Raw genomic sequence first — 19,183 nt, 5'->3', positions numbered from 1 at the left:
GGTTCGTGATTCACTGCGCGATCGCCGACGAGTCGCTCGCCGCCTGATCGAAGGCCAGGCCATCCGCCTCGCGGGTGGCTTGCTGGCCCGTCCAGTCCTGCCAGCGCCGCACGATCACGTCCGCATACTTCGGGTCGAGTTCGATCAGGCGCGCCACGCGCCCGGCCTTCTCGGCGGCGATCAAGGTCGTGCCCGATCCGCCGAAGGGGTCGAGCACCACGTCGCCGGGGCGGCTGGAGTTGCGGATGGCCCGCTCGACCAGATCCACCGGCTTCATGGTCGGGTGCAGATCGTTCTTCGCTGGCTTCTTGATCTGCCAGACGTCGCCCTGGTCGCGGTCGCCGCACCAGTGGCGCGTCGCGCCTTCGGGCCAGCCGTAGAGGATCGGCTCGTACTGGCGCTGGTAGTCCGAGCGGCCCAGCGTGAAGGTGTTCTTGGCCCAGATGATGAAGGTCGACCAGTGCCCGCCGGCGGCGCGGAAGGCCGCTTGCAGCGTGTCCAGTTCGCTGGAGGACATGGCGACGTAGATCGCGCCTCGGGTGTGGGCAACGAGCAGCGCCAGCACGTCGTAGAGGAAATCGTAGAAGCCTTCGCCCAGCGCATCGTTGAGGATGGGACGGTGTTTGCCACGCAGTTTGTCTTTCGCGCTGTTGGCGTAATTGACGTTGTAGGGAGGGTCGGTGAACACCATGTCCGCTTGTTCACCGTCTGGGAACAGGCGCGCATAGGCCTCGGCGGTGGTCGCGTCGTCGCACACCAGCCGATGGGGGCCGAGCAGCCAGACATCGCCCCGCTTGGACACCGGCTCTTCCGGCATCGCCGGGATGGCATCGTCTTCCGTCCGGCCCTCGATCTGTGGTTCCTCATCGGCCAGCAACGCGGCCAGTGCATCGGCGTCGAACCCGGTGAGATCGAGGTCGAAGCCTTCGTCTTGCAGTGCCTCCAGCTCCACGCGCAGTAGCGCATCGTCCCAGGTCGCCAGCTCCGCGAGCCGATTGTCGGCGAGCACCAAGGCGCGGCGCTGGGTCGGTGTAAGGTGGTCGAGCACCACCACCGGCACGGTGGCCAGGCCCAGCTTGCGCGCCGCGGCGAGCCGTCCGTGGCCCGCCACCAGCACGCCGTCGGCACCGGTGAGAATGGGATTGACGAAACCGAACTCGGCAATCGATGCGGCGATTCTCGCGATCTGCTCCTCCGAGTGCTGGCGGGCGTTGCGCACGTAGGGCAGCAGCTTGGTCGTCGGCCAGTGCTCGATGCGATCGGCCAGCCAGCTCATGCAGTGACCTCCGCCGTCTCGCCCAACCGCTCGGCGGCGACTTCGGCGAAGGTCCGGCCGCTGCCCTCCAGCACCGGCGCCGTGCCCGGGTGGTGCTGCAGCCAGCGGCGCAGCGCGACGTCCACGTACTGGGGAGCGAGTTCGATGGCGCGCACTTTGCGGTCGGTGTGTTGCCCGGCCAGCAGTGTGGTGCCGGAGCCCGCGAACGGCTCGAAGACGATCTCGCCCGCGTCGGTGTAGGCCTCGATGAAGAACTTCGGCAGGCCCACCGGGAACACCGCCGGATGGTCGATACCTTCACCGATGCGGCCGCGCTGGCGCGTCACCTCGATGACGGAATCCGGGATGCGGAAGTCCTGCGTCGGCAGCCCTGCGTGGCACCAGGCGCCGACCGTGCCGTCCTTGCCGCGCATCGCGGTGGAGGATCCGTCGGCGCGCAGATGCGTCTCGTGACCGGCCCACTTGCAGGGCACGGTCTTGTTCGGCTTGCGCGAGCGGCGGTTGAAGTGGAAGACGAACTCGTGGCGGGGCGCCAGCCGCCCGGCCCAGTCGCCGGGCACGGTCACCGACTGGTCCCAGACGTACCAGCCGAAGCGCCGCCAGCCTTGGCTGCGCATCCACTCGATCCAGCCGTCCCAGTACGGCTGCCATTCGTTGTCGCGATGGACGAGGCCGAGGTTGACCAGCATCTGGCCGTCCTCGCGCATGGCCGTTTGAGCAGCGCCGAACACGCTTTGCATCAGTGCGTCCCAGTCCGAGATGCCGCCGGTGGTGTAGTCGCGCTGGTTGGCATACGGCGGACTGGTGAACAGCAGGTGAGCGCGATCGCCCTCGAGGAGGCGCACGACGGCGGCCGCGTCGCGGCTGTCGGCGCAGATCAGGCGGTGCTCGCCCAGGAGCCACAGATCGCCTGGCCGCGTGACCGCCACCGTGGGCGGTGTGATGTCGTCCTCGTCCGCATCCGATGACTCGCCGCTCACTGCTGCTTCATCCTCGGCGACCGGCTCTTCCTCGATGTCAGCCAGGAGTCGCTCGATCTCGGCATCATCGAAGCCGGTGAGCGCGAGGTCGTAACCCGCCTCCGACAACTCGGCCAGTTCCAGCGAAAGCAGTTCCTCGTCCCATTCCGCCCAACTGACGGACCTGTTGGCGATCAGCCGAAAGGCCTTGATCTGAACATCGGAGAGTTCATCGGCCAGGACTACCGGGACGGTCTTGAGGCCGAGCTTGCGCGCCGCCTTGAGCCGCAAATGTCCGTCCACCACTTCACCCGTGCTGCGGGCCACGACAGGAATCCGGAATCCAAACTCCACGATGGCCGCAGCCATCCGGTCGACCGCGTGATCGTTTTTTCGCGGGTTGCGTGCGTAGTCGATCAATCGCTCTATCGGCCAATGCTGCAGGTTTAGCTCAGATGCAACCAAGTCTCACCTCGGACAATGTGATGGATGACATGGCGAGAAACGTCAAACTCGCGCGCCAGACGGATTTGCTCGCCACGCCTTCCCGAGTAGCGGCGGCGAATCTCTCGCACCGCACTGTCTGTCAGCGTGGTACGCGGGTGCCGTTGCCCTCGAAATACTGGAACATGGGCTGTGCCATGCACGAAGCTGTCGGCCACGTTCTGCGCATGCGTGGCCCAGCGCAAGTTGGTGATCGCGTTGTTGTGGCGATTGCCGTCGGAATGCGCGACTTCGTGCAGCGGGCTCGGCGGCGGGCCAAGAAAAGTCAGCGCAACCAAGCGATGGATGCCGGTCTTGAGTCCCTTCGCGCCAAGTTGTACGTACCAGTAGCCATATCCCGCCAGCCACGGCTTGAGCACATGACCGGTTCGCGTGTTGCGAACGGCGCCGAGACTGCAGACCTCGTAGCGGGTGTCGCCTGGAAACGGACGCCACTCGCCCCCTGTCGCCACGTCTGTCATCAGCGGTGATCGGCAGAAGTCTGTTCGTTGCATCAAAGGCCAGCGGCCCGGACGGGTGAAAGGAGGAAAGCCCCCTCACGGGCCGCGAGGGTCGCTGCTGCGTTGAAATGAAAAAACCCGCCGACGTTCAGACCGTGGGCGGGTTTCGTAATGCGTACTGGATGGTGGCGGGGTGCAAACTGCAAACCATGCAAACCCCGGTTTGCACTCTGACGCTAGATAAGCATCGCGCTCGCGCCCCCCGCATGGCTTTTTGGCCAGGAAGGACCCATCGCGCTCGGCGGGTCGGATCGCGAAGGCAGAAACGACGAAGGCCACGGATCGCTCCGTGGCCTTCGCACATGCTTCTCTCGCGAGGTTAGCGAAATCCTAGCGCAAAAACGGGTGAAGTGTTGCACGTCCAAAATGGCTCGAAACCGGCATCTTTCCGCATCCGCACGCATGGCTTGGATCGCTTTGGAAACGACCCGCAACTTCACTCATGAAAGGCTGGCCACCGTCCGGCGGGTCTGCTCGTTCAGACGGCAGGCGACGATGTCGAGCGCCTTCTGCCACCGCCGCCAAGCCGTGGTGCGGTCACAGCCGAAGCGCCGGCAGATCTCCCGCCACCCCCGTTCCTCGGCGCGCATCCAGACGAGATGGCGCTGCTCCTCGGTGAGCCACAGCACCCAGCGCATGGTCTCCTCCATGCGGTCGATGGCGGCCGGGTCGGGCGGAAAGCGGTACAGCACGTCGTCGCCGGAGTAGGTCTCCCACGGCTGGCGCAGGATGGCCGGCCAGGTGTTGAAGTAGCCCTGGACGCGCACGGGCGGCAGGCGCCGCGCGGTCTGGGCGGCCTCCCGGAAGCGCTCGGCGACGCCGTCAACGCTCCACATGGCCGTCTCCCAGGCGACCGTAGAGCCGCTCGCCGATGCGCTTCACCAGCTCCCGCTCGATCCAGTCCAGCCGCTCGTCGTCGAGCGACACCACCAGGATGCCCTGGTCGCGCCAGCCGTCGCGTTTGATGACATCGACGTCCGGGCGAGTCGGTTGCAGGCGCCCCAGGGGACAACGATAGTGGGGGTTGGGCGCGTTCATGCCGGCACCTCCTGCGTCGCGATCGCCCACATCAGCAGTGCCAGCGCGTCGGCCTCGTTGTCGTCCGCGGGCCGGAAACCCAGGGCCTGCATGGCGGCCACCATCTCCTGCTTGCCGGCGTTGCCCTTGCCGGTGGCGTGCTTCTTGATCGTGCCGACCGGCACACCCTGGTACGGGATGCCGTGGTGCTCGCACCAGGCGGTCAGCTGGGCCATGAAGCCGCCGTAGGCGTGGGCGGCATCCACTCCGGCGTGGCGGCGCACCTCCTCGAAGTACACCGCATCCAGCCCGTCCGCCGATTGTTTGACCTCGGTGAGCCAGCGCTTGAAGCGCAGGTAACGCATGCCGCCGCCCTCGAAGCGCCGGGGCTTGAAGGACTCCGAGCCGCTGGTGATGGAGCCGTCACGGCCGAGCAGCGCCCAGCCGGTCCGGGTGCCGAGGTCGAGGCTCAGGATCGCTGCACCGGGTTCTCGGCCCCTATCACCCAAACCGGGCAGACCCCTTCGGGTCGGGGGAGAGGACACCGCGTGTTCCTCTCCCCCCGAAGGGGGGAGGGAGTTTTCGCCAACTTGGAAATCTCCGGAAACCCAGCAACCACGCGGGTTTGGGGAAGTTGGCAAGTTGGCAGCGTTGCCAACTTGCCAATCTGCCGACAACTCCCTAACGCGTTGATCAGTATGGGATTCAAGTTGGCAGGCGTTTGCCAACTTGCCAACGTCTCTGAAAATCGGGGGGAAGTTGGCAGAGGTTTTGCCAACTTGGCTGTGCGTGTTCATGCGGGCTCCTCGGGGTCGTTCAGGTCGTCTTGGTAAACCCACACCTCGGGGTTCTCGACCGGCAATGCGGCCCCCGATTGCGGGCATTTGAAGTGGGTGGGCAGCACCGGCAGTTCGCGCAGCGATACTTCGCCCGTGGCTGGATCGGGCTCGCCGACAATCGAGCGCAGCACCATCGCCTCGACGCACAGGTAGCCGAACTTGGTGCGGGCGGGCGGCAGGCCGTAGTCCTGCGCGTTGCGGAAGTACTTGATGTAGCCCTGGGTCGAGAGCGCGGAGAGGCGCTCGCGGATGGTGCGCTCGCCACCGAGCCCCGCCTTGCCCTCGAAGCTTTCCGCGAACTGGTTGGCGGTGTAGCAGCGCCCTTGGGCCGCCTCGTCGAACAGGATCTGCAGGATGGCGTCGCGCTTGCGCCGGCGCTCGGCATCGAGGCGCTCGCCGTAGTCTTTCATCACCAGCCGCTCGTTGGCATCGACCTCCCGCCACTCGCCGCGGATCTTGTCCACGTGCATCGAGGGGATGGCCGCGCCGTTGCGCAGCTCGAAGAAGAGCTGGCGCGTGGTGCGCGTCTCGTCGGGGCGAAACAGCAGCATGCCGGTGGTGTAGTAGCCGCGCAGACTCCCGGCCCCGGCCAGCGCCTGGAACGGGTCCTCCTCGAACTGCTTCTTGCCGAGCTTCTTGGTGTGGTGGGCCAGCACGATGCCGGCGTCCGGGTTCACCGCATCGCGCAGGCGCTCGACCCGCTGCGACAGGAAGAACAGCATGGCGGCGTTGTCGTTCTCGCCGCCGGCGTCCCCGCCGTCGAAGACGTTGCGAATGGGGTCGATGGCGATGATGTCCGGCAGCTCGTCGCCGAATGCCTGCTTGATCGCGGGGATCACCTGGGCCAAGCCAGCGTCGTCCAGGATCAGCCGCAGCTGCGACGTGGCGACGAAGTTGACGTGCGCTTCACCGATGCGACTGGGCGGTAGGCGGATCTCCTTCACACGCTCGCGCAGGTAGTGGTACTGCACCTCGGCTTGCAGATAGAACACCCGCAGCGGGCGCGGCGGCGTCATGGCGAGGAAGGTGGCGCCCGCCGCCATGTGCGTGAGCCATGCGAGCAGAAAGTCACTCTTGCCGACCTTGGGCGCACCGCCGAATACCAGCAGGCCGCCGGGTGTGAGCACGCGCGGTGCGATGAGATCGGGCGGCAACGGCGAGTCGTCGTCGAGCAGCGCACCCAGGGTGAAGGTCGGCAGTGTCGGCGCCGCCCCCTTGACGACCCTGCGCTCGCCCTCACGAATGAAGGTGGCGCAGTCGAAGCCCTCGGCCACGGCATCGGCCGCGTCCCACTTGTCCGGTTTATCCATGGGCGGCACGAGGATGGCGACCGACGCCGCGCCCGCCGTCACGCAGGCACGGGCGGCGTTCTCCGCGTAGTCCCAGCCCGGGACGTCGCGATCCGGCCAGACCAGCACGTGCTTGCCCGCGAGCGGCGTCCAGTCGGTCTTGTCGATCGGCGCCCGCGCGCCGTTCATGGCCGTGGTCGCCGTGATGCCCGTCCCGATCAGGGCGCAAGCCGCCTTCTCGCCCTCGACCAGCACCACGTCACGCGCATTGGCCACGGCCGGCAGGTTGTAGAGCGGACGCGGATCGGGGGCGCGCCACATGCGGGCGCGCACGTCCCAGGGGCGGTACTCCTTGCCGGTGGGCGGGTCGTAGCGGTAGACGCAGGCGATCAGTCTGCCATCCGCCGTGAGGTAGTCCCACTTGGCGGTATAAGGGCCGAGTTCGTCGACGGGGGCGCTGCGGGCATTCGATCGCTCCGGGGTGTGACCGATGGATGGTGCAAGCCCGAGCCATTGACGGATTTCCTCCGCGATCCGGGGGAAGTCGTGCCGGGCGGAGAGTCCACGGGAACGGGCCCACAGATCGATGACGTCGCCGCCTTCGTCGGTCGCAAAATCCTTCCACAGCCCACGCCGTTCACCATCGAGCTCGACCACCAGGCTCTTGCCGCGATTGCCGTCGATATCGCCGACATAGAATTTACCGCCGCGGATGCGGCCCTGCGGGAACAGGTAGAGCAGCACCGCCTCCAGGCGCTCGAGCAGGCCTCGGCGCAGCGAATCGGTATCGGGGAGTGCCATTCCCTGCTGTTCGGGTGCGTCGTTGTAGTCGAGCCAAATGACGTCTGCCATCAAGCCGACCCCCAACACCGGTCCTGCCAAGGGCACGACTTGCATGTGACATGGGTCGGCGTAGTGGCGTGTCGGGGCAGCAGCTCGCCCGCCTCGGTGGCGGTGATGACGCGCACGGCCCGGTCCGACATGCGCTGCGCGAGCCCGCCGTCGAAGGGTACGCGCTCGAACCAGATCTCCTCGCTGTCCTTGTTGATGGCGGTGAACAGCGCGGGATTGCTCGCGATGCCCGGCACGGCGCCTTCCATGTAGGCCTGGTAGACGGCAATCTGCGCGGCATAGATCGGCTTGGCACGTGTCACGCCCTGCTTGACGGTCTCGCGCCAGGACTTGTCATTCATCGTCTTGCACTCCCACAGCGCGGGATAAGCAAGCTCGATGTCGGCAGGGCCCGCAGCCAGGATGCCGTCGACGTGCCCCTGGATGCGTCCGCCGGCGACGGAGAAACCGAACTGCTCCCCATCGGCCCTGCGGGTGTAGAGCTCGAAGCCGGCGAGGCGCAGCCAGCGGATCGCCAGATCCTCCAGGGCATGGCCGACCTCGAACACCCGCAACACCCGCCCGGGCAGCTCGCGCCCCGGATCGACCGCGGCCTGGGCGTACTCGTACTGCAGGGCGCGCTCGCAGGCCACGCCGAGCCGGGAGGCACCGAGGTAGGTCCGAGATACCTGTGCTGCCCGTTCACGCGCCAGCGCTTCGTCGATGACAGCGTTGACGCGCTCGTGGAACCTGGGGCGGTGGTTGTAATCGAGCATCACCGCCTCCTCAAAACGGCACATCGTCGGGCGTGCGCTCCCGCAGGTTGTCGAAGTAGGCGGTGAGCACCACATCGACCAGTTGCAGGACCTCTTCCCGGGTGTAGCTCGCGAGCGACCGGTCCATGCCGATGGACGCCACGTACTCGCCGAGCGAGGGCAGGACCGCCTCCATCGCGGCCTTCTCGTTATGGGTGGGATCGATCACGACACCGCCTCCCGCCTTCAGTCGTTGCAGATGAATGTCCTGGCAGCGCATGGAGCAGAAGCGCTTGAACAGGCGCTTGCCGTCCGGCGCACGCGAGCCGTTCCTCGGCGACAGCCAGCAGAAGCCGCGTCCCTCTCGTCCGCAGATCGCGCATATCACGCCGCCCTCCGGTGTTCGTCGTTGGCTGCCAGCACAAGGCGATGGATCGACGACTTGTTGAACTGGAACGCGAGCAGCGCCGAGGCCTGGTAGCGGGTGAGCCCGAAGTCGGCGCGCATGGCCTGCGGCAGGTAGCGCAGCTGCTTCTCGGTGGGCGGTTCGTTGAGCCAGCGGCGGGTCTTGTGGGCGGTGTCGAGGGACTCGTTGTCGTTGAGCCAGTCGTCCGCCTTGGCCATGCAGACGCTGCGGTCGCCGACCGCCAGCAGACGGGGCGGAAGACTCCGGCCGCCACCGACCGCGTGCCAGCGCCCGTTGAGGAAGAAGATGCCGCCCCAGGCTTGGAGGCCGGTGGCCATCAAGGCATCGTCGCAGCCGAAGAGATCGCACCAGCGGAAGTTGGAGCGCTTGAGCAGGTCGATCTCCGTCATGACGAAGTCGTCCATGGCTTCCGCCTGCTCGGCCGGATCAATGGTCCACTCGAAGCCGCACAGTGGGCATTCGCGGCAGCCGAGCGGCACCGTCGCCTCGCAGGAGGGGCACTCCTTGGTGGGCGCCTGCCCCTGGTGCTGGTGGCCGTCCAGGTTGGCCTCCTGCTCCAGCGAGCCGTGCATGAGGGTCGCGGTGCCGAAGTCGAGGACGATGCAATCGGTCTTGACCACGCCGGGATGCTCGGCCGGATCGACGGTGCGCAGCCCCCGCCCGATCATCTGGGTCAGCGTCGACTTGTGCGAGCTCGGGCGCAGCAGCACCACGCAGGAGGTGGGTGTGTAATCGTAGCCTTCAGTCAGCACCGCCACGTTGACGACTACTTGTGCCTCGCCGCTTTCATATTCGGCGAGCCGGACCTTGCGCTCGGCGTCCGACAACTCGCCGTGGATGAGCACGGCGCGGATGCTGGCGGCGACAAACGCGTCGGCCACGCACTGCGCGTGGGCCACGGTCGAACAGAACACGATGGTCTTGCGCTCGCCCGCCTTCTCGCGCCAGTGACGGATCACCGCGTCGGTGATCGGCGTCCTGTTGAGGATCGCCTCCACCTCGGTCATGTCGAAGTCGGTGGCGGTGCGGCGCACCTGGGCGAGGGCCGATTGCGCGCCGACATCAATGACGAAGGTGCGCGGCGGCACCAGATGGCCGGAGGCGATGAGCTCGCCCAGGGTGATCTGGTCGGCCACGTTGCTGAAGACCTCCCGCAGCCCCTTGCCGTCGCTGCGTGCGGGCGTGGCCGTGGCGCCGAAGATCAGCGCCCTGGGGTTGCGCGACAGCACGCGATCGATCACGCGCCGATAGGACGGCGAGGCGGCATGGTGCGCCTCGTCGACCACCAGCAGATCGAGCGTGGGCATCGCGTCGAGATGCGCGTCGCGTGAGAGCGTCTGCACCATCGCGAAGGTGGCGCGCCCGGCCCAGGACTTCTCCTTGGCATCGAACACCGAGGTCGCGACGCCCGGATTGACCCGGCCGAACTTCTCCCGGTTCTGGGCGGTGAGCTCATCGCGGTGCGCGAGGATGCAGGCCTTCGCGTCGGGCTCCTCCAACACGCCGCCGGCGACCGCCGACAGCATGATGGTCTTGCCGGAGCCGGTCGGGCCGATGGCCAGGGTGTTGCCGTGCAGGTAGAGCGCGGCGAGCGAGCGCTCCACCAGCAGGGCCTGACGGGGACGAAGCATCATGCCGGCAGTCCCCCTTACTGCGCCCAGCTCGGACGGCCCGTGACCGGAGCGCGACCCGTGGCTTGGGCATATGCGTTGGGCGTGGTGGCCGAAGGCGCCGGCGCACGCGGTGCCCCCATCAGCGCGGCGTAGTCCTTGTGATCCGGCTGGATCGCCTGCTTGATGACGGCCTTGTCCTGGCCGTTCTGATCCTTCTCCCAATCGACCTTACCGAGGAACTCGATGCCGTCGAGGTCGGCGAACCCGGCGATGCGCCGCGCGTTCTGGGCCTGGGGGCTGGCGTCGCCCGGATGGACGCCGCGCGCGGAGTTCAGGATCGCCTTGACGAAGGCGCGGCCCATGTTGGCCCACTCGGGACCCTTGGGGCTGTAGAGACCGATCAGCGACCACAGCTTGCGACGGGCGTACTCACCCTCCATCACCACGAACTCGCAGTTGAGGTACACCGAGCCGGTGTTGTCGTTGCGGGTGGCGTAGCCGCCGGTCCAGCCCTGGCTCGCATCGTCGAAGCCGCCCGGGCGAATGGTCATGCGCACGCGCACCAGCGTGCCCTTGGGGATCAGGTCGAACGAAGACTGCTCGTTGGCATCGTTGAAATCGAAATAACTCATGGTCGTGGCTCCTTATTGCTGTACGGGTTCGGAAGGCGCGGGGCGCGCGAAGTCGAGGCGTTCGAGGGCGGGGCGCGCGGGGCTGGCGATCTTGGCCATCAGCCGGCCGAGGTGCGGTTCCTCGATCTGGTCGAGGCGGCCGGAGCGGTCCTTGGCGGGGTAGCTCCAGGGGTTGAGCGTGTGGCAGACGAAGGCGCGGTAGGCGCTGCCGTCGTCGGCCTTGAGCTCGGCCAGCGTCACCACCTCGTCGACGATGCCGGGCAGCTCGAGCCCGGTCTTGGAGCCGTCGATCTGCAGCTGGAAGACGCGGCGATTGAAGTCGTCGAGACGCTCGTCGAGGATGCCGACGAACCACACGTTCTTGCCGCGGGTGTGCTGTAGGTGGGTGAGCCAGGCGATCATCTCCTGGCCCATCAGGCCGTAAGCGCCGCGTGTGTCCGGCTTGCCGGTCTTCTCCGAGTAGGCCTGCGGCTGGCCCTTGCACCATTGCAGGCACAGGCGCCCGGCGACGGTGATCGAGTCGACGAACACCGTGTCGTAGCGGTCGAGCACGGACGGGTCGCCGAAGCGCGCGCAGACGGCATCGAAGTGGGCCTGGCTGAAGGGCTGGTCCTCGCGCAGCGCCGGGTTCGGACCGCCGATGAACACCGCGAAGTCGCGGCACTCCTGCCAGGTGCGCGGGCGGATGGTGTCGCCGGCCCACCCCTCGACGGCGAGGTCGCCCGCCTCGAGGTCGAAGAACAAGGTGGCCTCGGGCGCCAGGGTCCAGAGCTGCGAGGTCTTGCCGATGCCGCTCTTGCCGACCAGCACGCCTTTCACGCCGCGCTTCTCGGCCAGACGCTGGTCGGCGGAGATGATGGGGAGGCTCATGAGCGGCCTCCTTTGTCGGCGAACGCGTGTCCGATCCGGTGTGCGCCGAGTGCGCCGTGTTTGCGGGCGAGGTCGTAGAGCTCCCGCAGAGCGTTCATGCGGCGGCTGATGGGCCGGACCTCGTTTTCGAGGGCGATGACGGCGAAGGCGATCTGATCCAGGGTGGCATCTTCGATTGCCACGTCGGCGCCATTCGTCCCGATCCGTTCCGGCAGGGACTCCAGCAGATAGGGGTGCTGCTTTTTCAGCTTGTCGAGCAAAGTGCGGTTCTTGAACATGACGGTCACTCCTCCAGCAGGGCGAGACGGAATCCGGGCTTGCCGGTCTTGAGCGTGCGGGCGGGGGCGAAGGCGCTCTTCAGCGATTCGGGCCAGGCGTTGAACTTGGTCTCGGAGACGCGGTAGGCGGTCTCGACGTACTCGGCCGGGTCCTCGCCGCCCTCAGCGATACGGCGCACGATCTCGGCGAGCCGCTTCTGATCCCACTCGACCCGCTTGGGAAGGTCGGCGGTGACGCGCACGCGGCCGTCGTCGAAATGCACGACGCCGGTGTCCTTACCGGCGGCCATGCGCAGGGCATGGGCGCGGTCGGCGTACTTCATATCCAGCGCGCGTTCGAGGTGCTCGACGATGGCCTTGGCGGCCGAGAGCAGATCGGCGGCATCGTTCTTGAGCTGGAACAGCGCCTCGCTTTGCAGCGCGGCGAGCTCGCCGGCCGGCGTGGCGAGAACCTGGTCGGGGGTGAGGCGGCTCATGCCACACCTCCCGCGCCGACGCGCTCGGAGGTGCTCTTGCGCAGGCACTCCGCCTCGTAGGACTCGACGTCCTCGACACGGTAGAGCACGCGCCCCTGGATCTTGAGAAAGACCGGCCCGATTCCTTCGGAGCGCCAGCGTTCCAAGGTGGCTTCGCTGACGCCCCAACGGTCGGCCAGTTGGCGTTGGTTGAGGTGTTTGATACTCACGATTCGCTCCTTACGGGTTGTTGCGGAAACGTGAGGTCATTCTGGGTTTCAGGGGGTGGGCAAACCGGCGGGCAAAGCGGGCAGGATGGGCGGGCAAATCGTGCAAATCGGCCATGCGCAGAGACGGAAAAGAAAAAGGCCCGGAGTGGTTGGCTCCGGGCCCTTATCGGGGGTGGAAATGCGGGGTGGTCAGCCGGGAGGCGGGAACGGATCTTTGCCGTAGCTGTTGCGCTCGCGGATCTTCCCGTCCTCGCCCTGGATGAGCACCTCGCTGCCCTGGTTGCGCGCGATGTCGCGTGCGCGCTCGAAGGCTTCCTGTTGCGTATCGTGTACGGAGGTCAGGCGGTCGTTGCCTTCCCCCCGGACACCCCACTTGTCGCCGTTGCGGACGACCCACTGGTTCTTACCACTCATGTCATTCACCTCATCGAGATCGAAGTTGAACTGCCGGATGAAAGGATTGCGCTTCGTTGGGTGCATCACCTCCTTTGGTCGTTGACGAATTCGGGTTTCAGCCAATAGTGACCGTCGTTGTCGTGGGCGACGAAGGTGCGGTAGACGGCCTTGTGCCGCTTGCAGATGTCCGCGCCCTTGCACTTGTCGACATCGATTTCCAAAGCGTCGGCGATGGTGCGTTTATGGACGGGATCGCCGCCGCCCTGCGCGAGTACCGAAAGAAAGCCGTAGACCTGGGGCGACAGTGCGTGCCGCTCTCCGTCGATCAGTGCGATGCGGCCGGAGTGCATGAGCCGCAGGGAGGTTTCCGAATCCCGTTCGCCGATCCCGGCGGAACCGTCGAGGTATGCGTCGAGATTCTCGATGACGAAGCCGGCCTTGCGGAGATGCGCCACGGCACGCAGCGGAACGACGAGATGGCCGGCGGCCTGGATCGCTTGGGCGACGTCGGGTGTAGTGGTGATGAGGACGCCGCAGCCGGGTGCGCAGGCGGTGCGCAAACGAGCTTCGATGATGGGCGTCAAGGCCGGGTCGCTCAGCCTCCGACCGAAGAAGATAGTGCGCCGCTTTCGTCGATGTTCGATCTCGCCCAGGCGCCACAGCGCTGTCGGAACCATCTCTTCATGTTGATACCGTCCCGCAAGGCCCAGGGCCGAGGCGAGCCACCGGACGATGCGCGTGATGTCCACCCTGAGCCGTGTCACTTGATCACTGGCCAGATCCACCCAGCCGCAGTCCGTGCAGTACCCCTGGCGGCCTCCTTGCTCGAAGCGAATCCCCTCCAGATCGCCCATTCCGCACCAGGGACAGAGGATGCTCGATCCGACACCATCACCCGCCCCGATGGCGCCGAGGTCGAGGAGATGCCGATAAGCATCCATTTGTCCGGAATACCGGGCGGCATCCGGATGGAGGCTTCCCTCGGATTCCTCGACGAGCCCGCAGAGCAGGCCGAAGGCGATGTCGTTGCGCGCCTGCACGGCGGCTTCTACGCGACCAGGGCCAGTTCGACCTCGGTCGGTTCGGAGACGCGCCAGGCACGCAGGAGGCGCTCAGCGAGCTTGGCGTCCTCCTCTGCCATGTCCTGGAGGTTGGAGATCCCCGATTGCTTGAGGTCGATGTTCAGTACGCGACCGCGCTTGCCCATTTCGGCAGGGGCGAAATAGATGCTGATGAGGGCCTCGACGATATTGAACGGACCGCGGAACAGGTCGTGGTCCTTCAGGTGGGCGCTCGATGCAGCGAGCACGCAGTGTTCGGCCTGATCCGCCGGTACGCCTACCCAGAAGTCGCAGATCGGCGCCCTCGTGCTCCTGAGCCGGGCGCGGCGGAGGCGAATGCGATCAATGCCGTGGGCGGCGAGGTCGATGTCGCTGTCCTCCGGAAGGTCCAAGCCGTGCCGCAGCCGGTTGAGATAGAACATCGGCTGCTTCACTGCCTCGGGCTTGACCTCCTGTTTCAGCAGATGGCGTGCGAAGAGCGTCACCAGCGGCTGGTGGACCTTGGCTCCGCCCCGGCCGACGGTGTCGACGATGCCGGATGCGGGGAAGTAGACCAGCGCGAGATTGGTCGCCGGGCGGGTCGTCCGGCGGCGCATGCCCTCTTCGACGAACTCCACCAGATCGTTGGGATCGTCCTCCACGTAGACGCTGATCTGCACACCGCCGTCCAGGTGACGGTCGCAGACGTCTACGTGGCAGGCGCGCCGCGGTCCCTTGCGTTTCGAGAGCACCTCGGACAAGGCGGCCTGCAATCCCTCGATGTCGGCAGCCTCTCGGGACACCGGCTCGGTCACCTTGATGGCTTGCCGTTTCCACGACCGCTTGCCGACGCCGAGATCGAATTGGAGCAGCGCCTCGGCCGTCATGAAGGTTTGCGGCCAGTTCACCAACACCCACATGGCCCGCTCGGCGTGGTTGCGGAGCTGTCCGAAGTCCTCCCGAATGGCCACGTCGTTGTCGCTGGCGTTGAGGATCGCATCGATGCCTTTCTGGGTCGCGAGGGCGTGGACATGGCGCAGCTCGGCGTGCAGCAGGGCCTGTTGATCCGGTTCGAGTTCCTCCAGGAGGGCGATCAGGGCATCGGAAAATGCCTTTTCCTCGGCGCTCCAGTCGAAAGATTCGGGGATGGCGATGGAACGGGAGGACAGATACGCCTGCCAAGTGGTGGCCGGAACCTGACGGGCGAGGTGACGAGGGTTGAACGCGGTCATGCCTTTCTTCTCCTTCTTCGAGACGGACGGTGCCCGGCATGCCGCAACATCCCAGAAGTACTCCTAGACAGGGATATTATGCGTTCGGTGTGCCGAACGATTCGGATTATTGATGGCTTGTGCTGGGTTTGTCAAGCAGATACCAAATCGTTCGGTACAGAGGTATACTTTCAGGCCATTCAGAGAACGAGGTGCCACATGCCATCCCCGCTGGGAGAAAAGATACGGGGCCTCCGCAAACAGCGCGGACTCAGCCTCGAGCAGCTGGCGGAACAGACCGAATCCAGCAAGAGCTACATCTGGGAGCTGGAGAACAAGGACAATCCGAAGCCATCCGCCGAGAAGATCGCGAGAATCGCTGGCGTGCTCAAGGTGACGCCCGAATATTTCATGGACGACCGGATTACCGAGCTTGAACCGTCGGAAGAGGACAAGGCCTTCTTTCGCAAGTATCGGGGCCTGTCGTCGGGAACCAAGAAGAAGCTGGACGACATCCTCAAGATCATAGAAGGCGATGACAAGTAATCCGACCACGCCCGGTGCTTGGGCCAACTTTCTCTCCAAGGCGTGGGGACGCGATCGTTTCCCGATCGACGTCAAGCTCATCGCTCAGGACATCAGTTCCCGCCAACCCGATCCGATCGCCCACATCCGGGGCGGTGACATCGGTGAGCTGGAGGGAATGCTGCTCAAACGGGAAAAGGGCTGGTACCTGCTCTACAACGACCAGGTGCAATCGAGCGGACGCATCAACTTCACCATCGCCCACGAACTGGGCCATTACCTGCTGCATCGCAAAGAGGAAGACGCCTTCCGATGCAGCACGGAGGATCTGTTGGACTGGGGCTCGACAGTCCGGCAGCGGGAAGCCGATGCCGACAAGTTCGCGGCGACGCTGTTGATGCCGCTGGACGATTATCGCAAGCAGGTCGAGTCGGCCAAGGTGGACATCGATCTGCTCGGCGCTTGCGCGGATCGGTATGGGGTATCGCTCGTGGCGGCCATCCGGCAATGGATCGAGTTCACGCCGCTGCGGGCGGTCTTGGTCGTTTCCAACGACGGCTTCATCAATTGGTCCTGGTCGAGTCGCAATGCTCTACGCACCAGGGCCAGGTTTCGGTTCTCAAAGGAGACGATACCCGTCCCCGAGGCGTCCTTGGCGGCGCAGACGATACGTCACCCTGATGAAAGAACGGGAATCGAGTTGCCTGCTCGCGTATGGTTCAAGGAAGAGCCCGCCGACATGTCCCTGCGCGAGATGCGTGTCGTCTCCGATCAGTACGAACTCGTCATCACGCTGCTCATCCTCCCCGACCGCGAGCCCTGGGAGAAAAATGACGACGAAGAGGACGAACTCCTGGTCGACACCTACACAAATTTCATCCGCAACGGGCAGCATCCGTATTAGCGGGGTCGCGACCTTCCGCATCCTTTCGTACCGGCCCGAAACTCCCTGATGGCCGAGGTCACGGCCTGACCGGACAATCTCGTCATCAAGCGAGTTGGACGTTCAGGACCGATACCGATGTGCACGATCAACCACCTACCACCCGAACGGATGACGCCGGAGCAGCGCCGGCGCGAAGCCGCATCCTTGCTGGCCCACGGCCTCGTCCGACTGCGCGAGGCCGTGTTCGCCCAGTCCGCAGGCGGCCCCGCGGAGAGCGAGTTTGAGCTTGGCTTCTCCGGCCACCAGCGCCTTCATAGCCACCCCGTCAACAACACTTTGGAGGAGGCTCCATGAAGGCAAGCACCGTCCCACCCACCCCGCCGAGCGTCGTCGCCCGGATCGCCGGGCTCCCGGATCTCTCGATAGAGGAAATGAGGGCGCTTTGGCGAGAACTCTTCGGCAGCGACAACCCGACGCCCAATCGCCAGTTCATGGAGCGGCGGATCGCGTACAAGCTGCAAGAGATCGAGTTCCGCAAGGTCGATCCCAGCCTCTTGGAGCGCAACAAGCGGCGCATCAAGGCCCTGGTGGAGACCGGCAAGGCGCGCAAGCTCGATCGCGACATCCGGCTGATGCCCGGCACCGTGCTCACCCGGGAGTACCAGGGGATCGAGCACCGGGTGACGGTCGCCCAGGACGGACAGTATGAGTTCGAGGGCAGGCGCTACCCGAGCCTGTCCATGATCGCCCGCGAGATCACCGGCACCCGCTGGTCCGGGCCGCTCTTCTTCGGCGTGAAGGCACCGGCCAAGGCGAAGAATCCGAAGAAGCAGGGAGGTCGGCGATGAACGAAGCCCTGAAGCGCCGCCTGCGCTGCGCCGTCTACACTCGGAAGTCCACCGACGAGGGGCTCGACCAGGAGTACAACTCCATCGACGCCCAGCGTGACGCCGGCCACGCCTACATCGCCAGCCAGCGCGCGGAGGGCTGGATTCCGGTGGCCGACGACTACGACGATCCCGCCTTCTCCGGTGGCAACATGGACCGGCCGGCGCTCAAGCGGCTGCTGGCCGACATCGAGGCCGGCAGGATCGACATCGTGGTGGTCTACAAGATCGATCGCCTGACGCGATCGCTGACTGACTTCTCGCGAATGATCGACGTCTTCGAGCGCCACGGGGTCTCCTTCGTCTCGGTCACCCAGCAGTTCAACACCACCACCTCGATGGGGCGGTTGATGCTCAACATCCTGCTCTCCTTCGCCCAGTTCGAGCGCGAGGTTACCGGCGAGCGCATCCGCGACAAGATCGCCGCCAGCAAGCGCAAGGGCATGTGGATGGGTGGCGTGCCGCCGCTCGGCTACGACGTCGAGAACCGGCGGTTGGTGCCCAACGAGCGCGAGGCCAAGATCGTCCGCCACATCTTCCAGCGCTTCGTCGAGCTCGGGTCCTCGACCCTGCTCGTGAAGGAGCTGCGCCTCGACGGCGTGACCTCCAAGGCCTGGACTACCCAAGACGGGCGGGTGCGCGATGGCAAGCCCATCGACAAGAGCCTCGTCTACAAGATCCTCAACAACCGCGTCTACCTGGGCGAGATCCGCCATCGCGATCAGTGGTATCCGGGCGAACACCCGCCCGTCGTCGAGCGCAGGCTGTGGGATGCCGCCCAGGCGATCCTCGCGCAGAACTCGCGTGTGCGAGGCAACAACACCCGCGCCCGGGTGCCGTTCCTGCTCAAGGGGATCGTCGTGGGGATCGATGGCCGGGCGCTCACGCCCTGGTCCACGCGCAAGAAGAACGGACGTATCTACCGCTACTACCTGCCGACGCGGGAGAACAAGGAGCACGCCGGCGCCTCCGGGCTGCCGCGCCTGCCGGCCGGTGAACTGGAGGCCGCCGTGCTGGAGCAGATGCGCCGGGTGCTGCGCGCCCCGGCCATGGTCGCCGGGGTGGCCGAGCGCGCCGCCCGGCTCGACCCCTCCCTGGACGAGGCCCAGGTCACGGTGGCCATGACCCGGCTGGATGCGATTTGGGATCAGCTCTTCCCGGCCGAGCAGCAGCGCATCGTGCGGCTCCTCATCGACAAGGTGATCGTCTCGCCGGACGACATCGAGGTGCGGTTCCGGCCCAACGGCATCGAGGTGCTCGCCCTGGAGCTGCGCCCCGAGCCCGCCCCGGAAACCCTTGAGGAGGCCGTGGCATGAATGAAATCTTGATCGACAAGACCGGTCAGCCAGAGGTGATCACCGCGAGCGACGGCAGCCTTACCATCGCTGTGCCGATCCGGATCAAGCGCCGCGGCAGCCGCAAGGCCGTGGCCCTTCCGGACGGCAGCGCTGTCCAGCCCCGTCCCTGGGATGACACGCCGACGCCGATCCAGCTCGCGCTCGCCCGCGGCCACCGCTGGCTGGCGATGGTGGAGTCCGGCGAGGCGCGCACGCTATCCGAGGTGGCCGAGCGCGAGGGGATGGATCGGGCCTATGTGAGCCGGATGGTGAACCTCACTACCCTTGCGCCGGACATCGTGGCTGCGATCCTCGACGAAACGTTGCCGCCGGAGGTGACCCTGTTCGATCTGGCGTCGGGGACGCCACTGCTATGGGACGAGCAGCGGGCCATCATCAATCCCTGATTACCGTCGCACGTGCATC

The 19,183-nt window shown here is 66.0% G+C and carries 24 protein-coding genes; 5 read left to right on the top strand and 19 right to left on the bottom strand.

Annotated elements, in window-relative coordinates; genetic code table 11:
• Positions 1-10 precede the first annotated feature (10 nt).
• The 18 genes from ACWHTU_RS00230 to ACWHTU_RS00145 all read right to left on the bottom strand — a co-directional run bounded on the left by ACWHTU_RS00230 (position 11) and on the right by ACWHTU_RS00145 (position 15,143).
• On the bottom strand, positions 11-1,276 hold the full coding sequence (locus ACWHTU_RS00230; protein WP_447860942.1) for a site-specific DNA-methyltransferase: 1,266 nt from the start codon (positions 1,274-1,276) through the stop codon (positions 11-13).
• Entirely contained in the window at positions 1,273-2,700 is a 1,428-nt protein-coding gene (locus ACWHTU_RS00225; RefSeq protein ID WP_447860941.1) for a DNA modification methylase, read from the bottom strand. Before ACWHTU_RS00225 ends, ACWHTU_RS00230 begins: the two co-directional genes overlap by 4 nt.
• Positions 2,682-3,200 (bottom strand): HNH endonuclease, encoded by a 519-nt coding sequence (locus tag ACWHTU_RS00220; protein ID WP_054284880.1) that lies wholly within the window; start codon positions 3,198-3,200, stop codon positions 2,682-2,684. The genes ACWHTU_RS00225 and ACWHTU_RS00220 overlap by 19 nt, the downstream gene beginning before the upstream one ends.
• A gap of 479 nt (positions 3,201-3,679) precedes the next feature.
• Positions 3,680-4,075 (bottom strand): DUF6362 family protein, encoded by a 396-nt coding sequence (locus ACWHTU_RS00215; protein ID WP_077729913.1) that lies wholly within the window; start codon positions 4,073-4,075, stop codon positions 3,680-3,682.
• Entirely contained in the window at positions 4,062-4,277 is a 216-nt protein-coding gene (locus ACWHTU_RS00210) for a hypothetical protein (protein ID WP_077729912.1), read from the bottom strand. The genes ACWHTU_RS00215 and ACWHTU_RS00210 overlap by 14 nt, the downstream gene beginning before the upstream one ends.
• Entirely contained in the window at positions 4,274-4,765 is a 492-nt protein-coding gene (locus tag ACWHTU_RS00205) for a crossover junction endodeoxyribonuclease RuvC (protein ID WP_172601808.1), read from the bottom strand. Before ACWHTU_RS00205 ends, ACWHTU_RS00210 begins: the two co-directional genes overlap by 4 nt.
• A gap of 284 nt (positions 4,766-5,049) precedes the next feature.
• Positions 5,050-7,236, bottom strand: a complete 2,187-nt coding sequence (locus ACWHTU_RS00200) for an AAA family ATPase (protein WP_447860940.1) — start codon at positions 7,234-7,236, stop codon at positions 5,050-5,052.
• Positions 7,236-7,991 (bottom strand): PD-(D/E)XK nuclease family protein, encoded by a 756-nt coding sequence (locus tag ACWHTU_RS00195; RefSeq protein WP_102043231.1) that lies wholly within the window; start codon positions 7,989-7,991, stop codon positions 7,236-7,238. The genes ACWHTU_RS00200 and ACWHTU_RS00195 overlap by 1 nt, the downstream gene beginning before the upstream one ends.
• 10 nt (positions 7,992-8,001) lie before the next feature.
• Positions 8,002-8,358, bottom strand: coding sequence for a DUF6511 domain-containing protein (locus ACWHTU_RS00190; RefSeq protein WP_127478525.1), 357 nt, complete (start codon positions 8,356-8,358; stop codon positions 8,002-8,004).
• Positions 8,355-10,031: a DEAD/DEAH box helicase gene (locus ACWHTU_RS00185; protein ID WP_102042184.1), complete on the bottom strand. Its 1,677-nt coding sequence runs from the start codon at positions 10,029-10,031 to the stop codon at positions 8,355-8,357. Before ACWHTU_RS00185 ends, ACWHTU_RS00190 begins: the two co-directional genes overlap by 4 nt.
• Positions 10,032-10,045: 14 nt before the next feature.
• On the bottom strand, positions 10,046-10,642 hold the full coding sequence (locus ACWHTU_RS00180; protein ID WP_102042183.1) for a hypothetical protein: 597 nt from the start codon (positions 10,640-10,642) through the stop codon (positions 10,046-10,048).
• A 12-nt stretch (positions 10,643-10,654) separates the two neighbouring features.
• On the bottom strand, positions 10,655-11,512 hold the full coding sequence (locus ACWHTU_RS00175) for an ATP-binding protein (protein WP_102042182.1): 858 nt from the start codon (positions 11,510-11,512) through the stop codon (positions 10,655-10,657).
• Complete coding sequence (locus tag ACWHTU_RS00170) at positions 11,509-11,790, bottom strand: hypothetical protein (protein ID WP_102042181.1); 282 nt, start codon at positions 11,788-11,790, stop codon at positions 11,509-11,511. Before ACWHTU_RS00170 ends, ACWHTU_RS00175 begins: the two co-directional genes overlap by 4 nt.
• A 5-nt stretch (positions 11,791-11,795) precedes the next feature.
• Positions 11,796-12,266: a hypothetical protein gene (locus ACWHTU_RS00165; RefSeq protein WP_102042180.1), complete on the bottom strand. Its 471-nt coding sequence runs from the start codon at positions 12,264-12,266 to the stop codon at positions 11,796-11,798.
• A complete protein-coding gene (locus ACWHTU_RS00160; protein ID WP_024892258.1) occupies positions 12,263-12,475 on the bottom strand; it encodes a helix-turn-helix transcriptional regulator in 213 nt (70 codons plus the stop codon). Before ACWHTU_RS00160 ends, ACWHTU_RS00165 begins: the two co-directional genes overlap by 4 nt.
• 189 nt (positions 12,476-12,664) lie before the next feature.
• Entirely contained in the window at positions 12,665-12,889 is a 225-nt protein-coding gene (locus tag ACWHTU_RS00155) for a DUF2188 domain-containing protein (RefSeq protein WP_026045836.1), read from the bottom strand.
• Positions 12,890-12,954: 65 nt separating this feature from the next.
• Positions 12,955-13,911 (bottom strand): hypothetical protein, encoded by a 957-nt coding sequence (locus ACWHTU_RS00150; RefSeq protein WP_127476613.1) that lies wholly within the window; start codon positions 13,909-13,911, stop codon positions 12,955-12,957.
• Positions 13,912-13,919: 8 nt separating this feature from the next.
• On the bottom strand, positions 13,920-15,143 hold the full coding sequence (locus ACWHTU_RS00145; RefSeq protein ID WP_102042178.1) for a hypothetical protein: 1,224 nt from the start codon (positions 15,141-15,143) through the stop codon (positions 13,920-13,922).
• 198 nt (positions 15,144-15,341) lie between these two features.
• Between ACWHTU_RS00145 and ACWHTU_RS00140 the strand changes: the two genes are divergently transcribed.
• Both ACWHTU_RS00140 and ACWHTU_RS00135 read left to right on the top strand, forming a co-directional pair.
• Positions 15,342-15,668 carry a helix-turn-helix domain-containing protein gene (locus ACWHTU_RS00140; protein ID WP_102042177.1) on the top strand — a complete coding sequence of 109 codons (327 nt, stop codon included), beginning with the start codon at positions 15,342-15,344 and terminating at the stop codon, positions 15,666-15,668.
• Positions 15,658-16,551 (top strand): ImmA/IrrE family metallo-endopeptidase, encoded by an 894-nt coding sequence (locus tag ACWHTU_RS00135; RefSeq protein WP_447860939.1) that lies wholly within the window; start codon positions 15,658-15,660, stop codon positions 16,549-16,551. The genes ACWHTU_RS00140 and ACWHTU_RS00135 overlap by 11 nt, the downstream gene beginning before the upstream one ends.
• 135 nt (positions 16,552-16,686) lie before the next feature.
• Here the strand turns inward: ACWHTU_RS00135 and ACWHTU_RS00130 are convergent, their stop codons facing one another.
• Positions 16,687-16,848, bottom strand: a complete 162-nt coding sequence (locus tag ACWHTU_RS00130; RefSeq protein WP_447860938.1) for a hypothetical protein — start codon at positions 16,846-16,848, stop codon at positions 16,687-16,689.
• 35 nt (positions 16,849-16,883) lie between these two features.
• Here ACWHTU_RS00130 and ACWHTU_RS00125 point away from each other — a divergent pair, with 35 nt between their 5' ends.
• From ACWHTU_RS00125 to ACWHTU_RS00115, 3 genes are read left to right on the top strand one after another with little or no spacing between them, the layout of a single operon-like run.
• Positions 16,884-17,381: a DUF2924 domain-containing protein gene (locus tag ACWHTU_RS00125; protein WP_072755420.1), complete on the top strand. Its 498-nt coding sequence runs from the start codon at positions 16,884-16,886 to the stop codon at positions 17,379-17,381.
• On the top strand, positions 17,378-18,736 hold the full coding sequence (locus ACWHTU_RS00120) for a recombinase family protein (protein WP_072755419.1): 1,359 nt from the start codon (positions 17,378-17,380) through the stop codon (positions 18,734-18,736). The genes ACWHTU_RS00125 and ACWHTU_RS00120 overlap by 4 nt, the downstream gene beginning before the upstream one ends.
• A complete protein-coding gene (locus ACWHTU_RS00115) occupies positions 18,733-19,164 on the top strand; it encodes a hypothetical protein (protein ID WP_102042175.1) in 432 nt (143 codons plus the stop codon). The genes ACWHTU_RS00120 and ACWHTU_RS00115 overlap by 4 nt, the downstream gene beginning before the upstream one ends.
• Positions 19,165-19,183 lie beyond the last annotated feature (19 nt).

The sequence above is a fragment of the Nitrospira calida genome (genome assembly GCF_976986435.1).
The sequence above is the reverse complement of the archived record's forward strand: the minus strand, read 5'-3'. Positions and strand labels throughout refer to the sequence as shown.

What these genes read in the sequence shown, in the direction of transcription:
- ACWHTU_RS00130 (WP_447860938.1), bottom strand. Translation starts at nt 16,848, where the DNA reads ATGAAGGCGCTGGTGGCCGGAGAAGCCAAGCTCAAACTCGCTCTCCGC.
- ACWHTU_RS00140 (WP_102042177.1), top strand. Translation starts at nt 15,342, where the DNA reads ATGCCATCCCCGCTGGGAGAAAAGATACGGGGCCTCCGCAAACAGCGC.
- ACWHTU_RS00185 (WP_102042184.1), bottom strand. Translation starts at nt 10,031, where the DNA reads ATGATGCTTCGTCCCCGTCAGGCCCTGCTGGTGGAGCGCTCGCTCGCC.
- ACWHTU_RS00220 (WP_054284880.1), bottom strand. Translation starts at nt 3,200, where the DNA reads ATGACAGACGTGGCGACAGGGGGCGAGTGGCGTCCGTTTCCAGGCGAC.
- ACWHTU_RS00200 (WP_447860940.1), bottom strand. Translation starts at nt 7,236, where the DNA reads ATGGCAGACGTCATTTGGCTCGACTACAACGACGCACCCGAACAGCAG.
- ACWHTU_RS00165 (WP_102042180.1), bottom strand. Translation starts at nt 12,266, where the DNA reads ATGAGCCGCCTCACCCCCGACCAGGTTCTCGCCACGCCGGCCGGCGAG.
- ACWHTU_RS00120 (WP_072755419.1), top strand. Translation starts at nt 17,378, where the DNA reads ATGAACGAAGCCCTGAAGCGCCGCCTGCGCTGCGCCGTCTACACTCGG.
- ACWHTU_RS00115 (WP_102042175.1), top strand. Translation starts at nt 18,733, where the DNA reads ATGAATGAAATCTTGATCGACAAGACCGGTCAGCCAGAGGTGATCACC.
- ACWHTU_RS00145 (WP_102042178.1), bottom strand. Translation starts at nt 15,143, where the DNA reads ATGACCGCGTTCAACCCTCGTCACCTCGCCCGTCAGGTTCCGGCCACC.
- ACWHTU_RS00175 (WP_102042182.1), bottom strand. Translation starts at nt 11,512, where the DNA reads ATGAGCCTCCCCATCATCTCCGCCGACCAGCGTCTGGCCGAGAAGCGC.
- ACWHTU_RS00170 (WP_102042181.1), bottom strand. Translation starts at nt 11,790, where the DNA reads ATGTTCAAGAACCGCACTTTGCTCGACAAGCTGAAAAAGCAGCACCCC.
- ACWHTU_RS00195 (WP_102043231.1), bottom strand. Translation starts at nt 7,991, where the DNA reads ATGCTCGATTACAACCACCGCCCCAGGTTCCACGAGCGCGTCAACGCT.
- ACWHTU_RS00125 (WP_072755420.1), top strand. Translation starts at nt 16,884, where the DNA reads ATGAAGGCAAGCACCGTCCCACCCACCCCGCCGAGCGTCGTCGCCCGG.
- ACWHTU_RS00230 (WP_447860942.1), bottom strand. Translation starts at nt 1,276, where the DNA reads ATGAGCTGGCTGGCCGATCGCATCGAGCACTGGCCGACGACCAAGCTG.
- ACWHTU_RS00180 (WP_102042183.1), bottom strand. Translation starts at nt 10,642, where the DNA reads ATGAGTTATTTCGATTTCAACGATGCCAACGAGCAGTCTTCGTTCGAC.
- ACWHTU_RS00155 (WP_026045836.1), bottom strand. Translation starts at nt 12,889, where the DNA reads ATGAGTGGTAAGAACCAGTGGGTCGTCCGCAACGGCGACAAGTGGGGT.
- ACWHTU_RS00135 (WP_447860939.1), top strand. Translation starts at nt 15,658, where the DNA reads ATGACAAGTAATCCGACCACGCCCGGTGCTTGGGCCAACTTTCTCTCC.
- ACWHTU_RS00210 (WP_077729912.1), bottom strand. Translation starts at nt 4,277, where the DNA reads ATGAACGCGCCCAACCCCCACTATCGTTGTCCCCTGGGGCGCCTGCAA.
- ACWHTU_RS00215 (WP_077729913.1), bottom strand. Translation starts at nt 4,075, where the DNA reads ATGTGGAGCGTTGACGGCGTCGCCGAGCGCTTCCGGGAGGCCGCCCAG.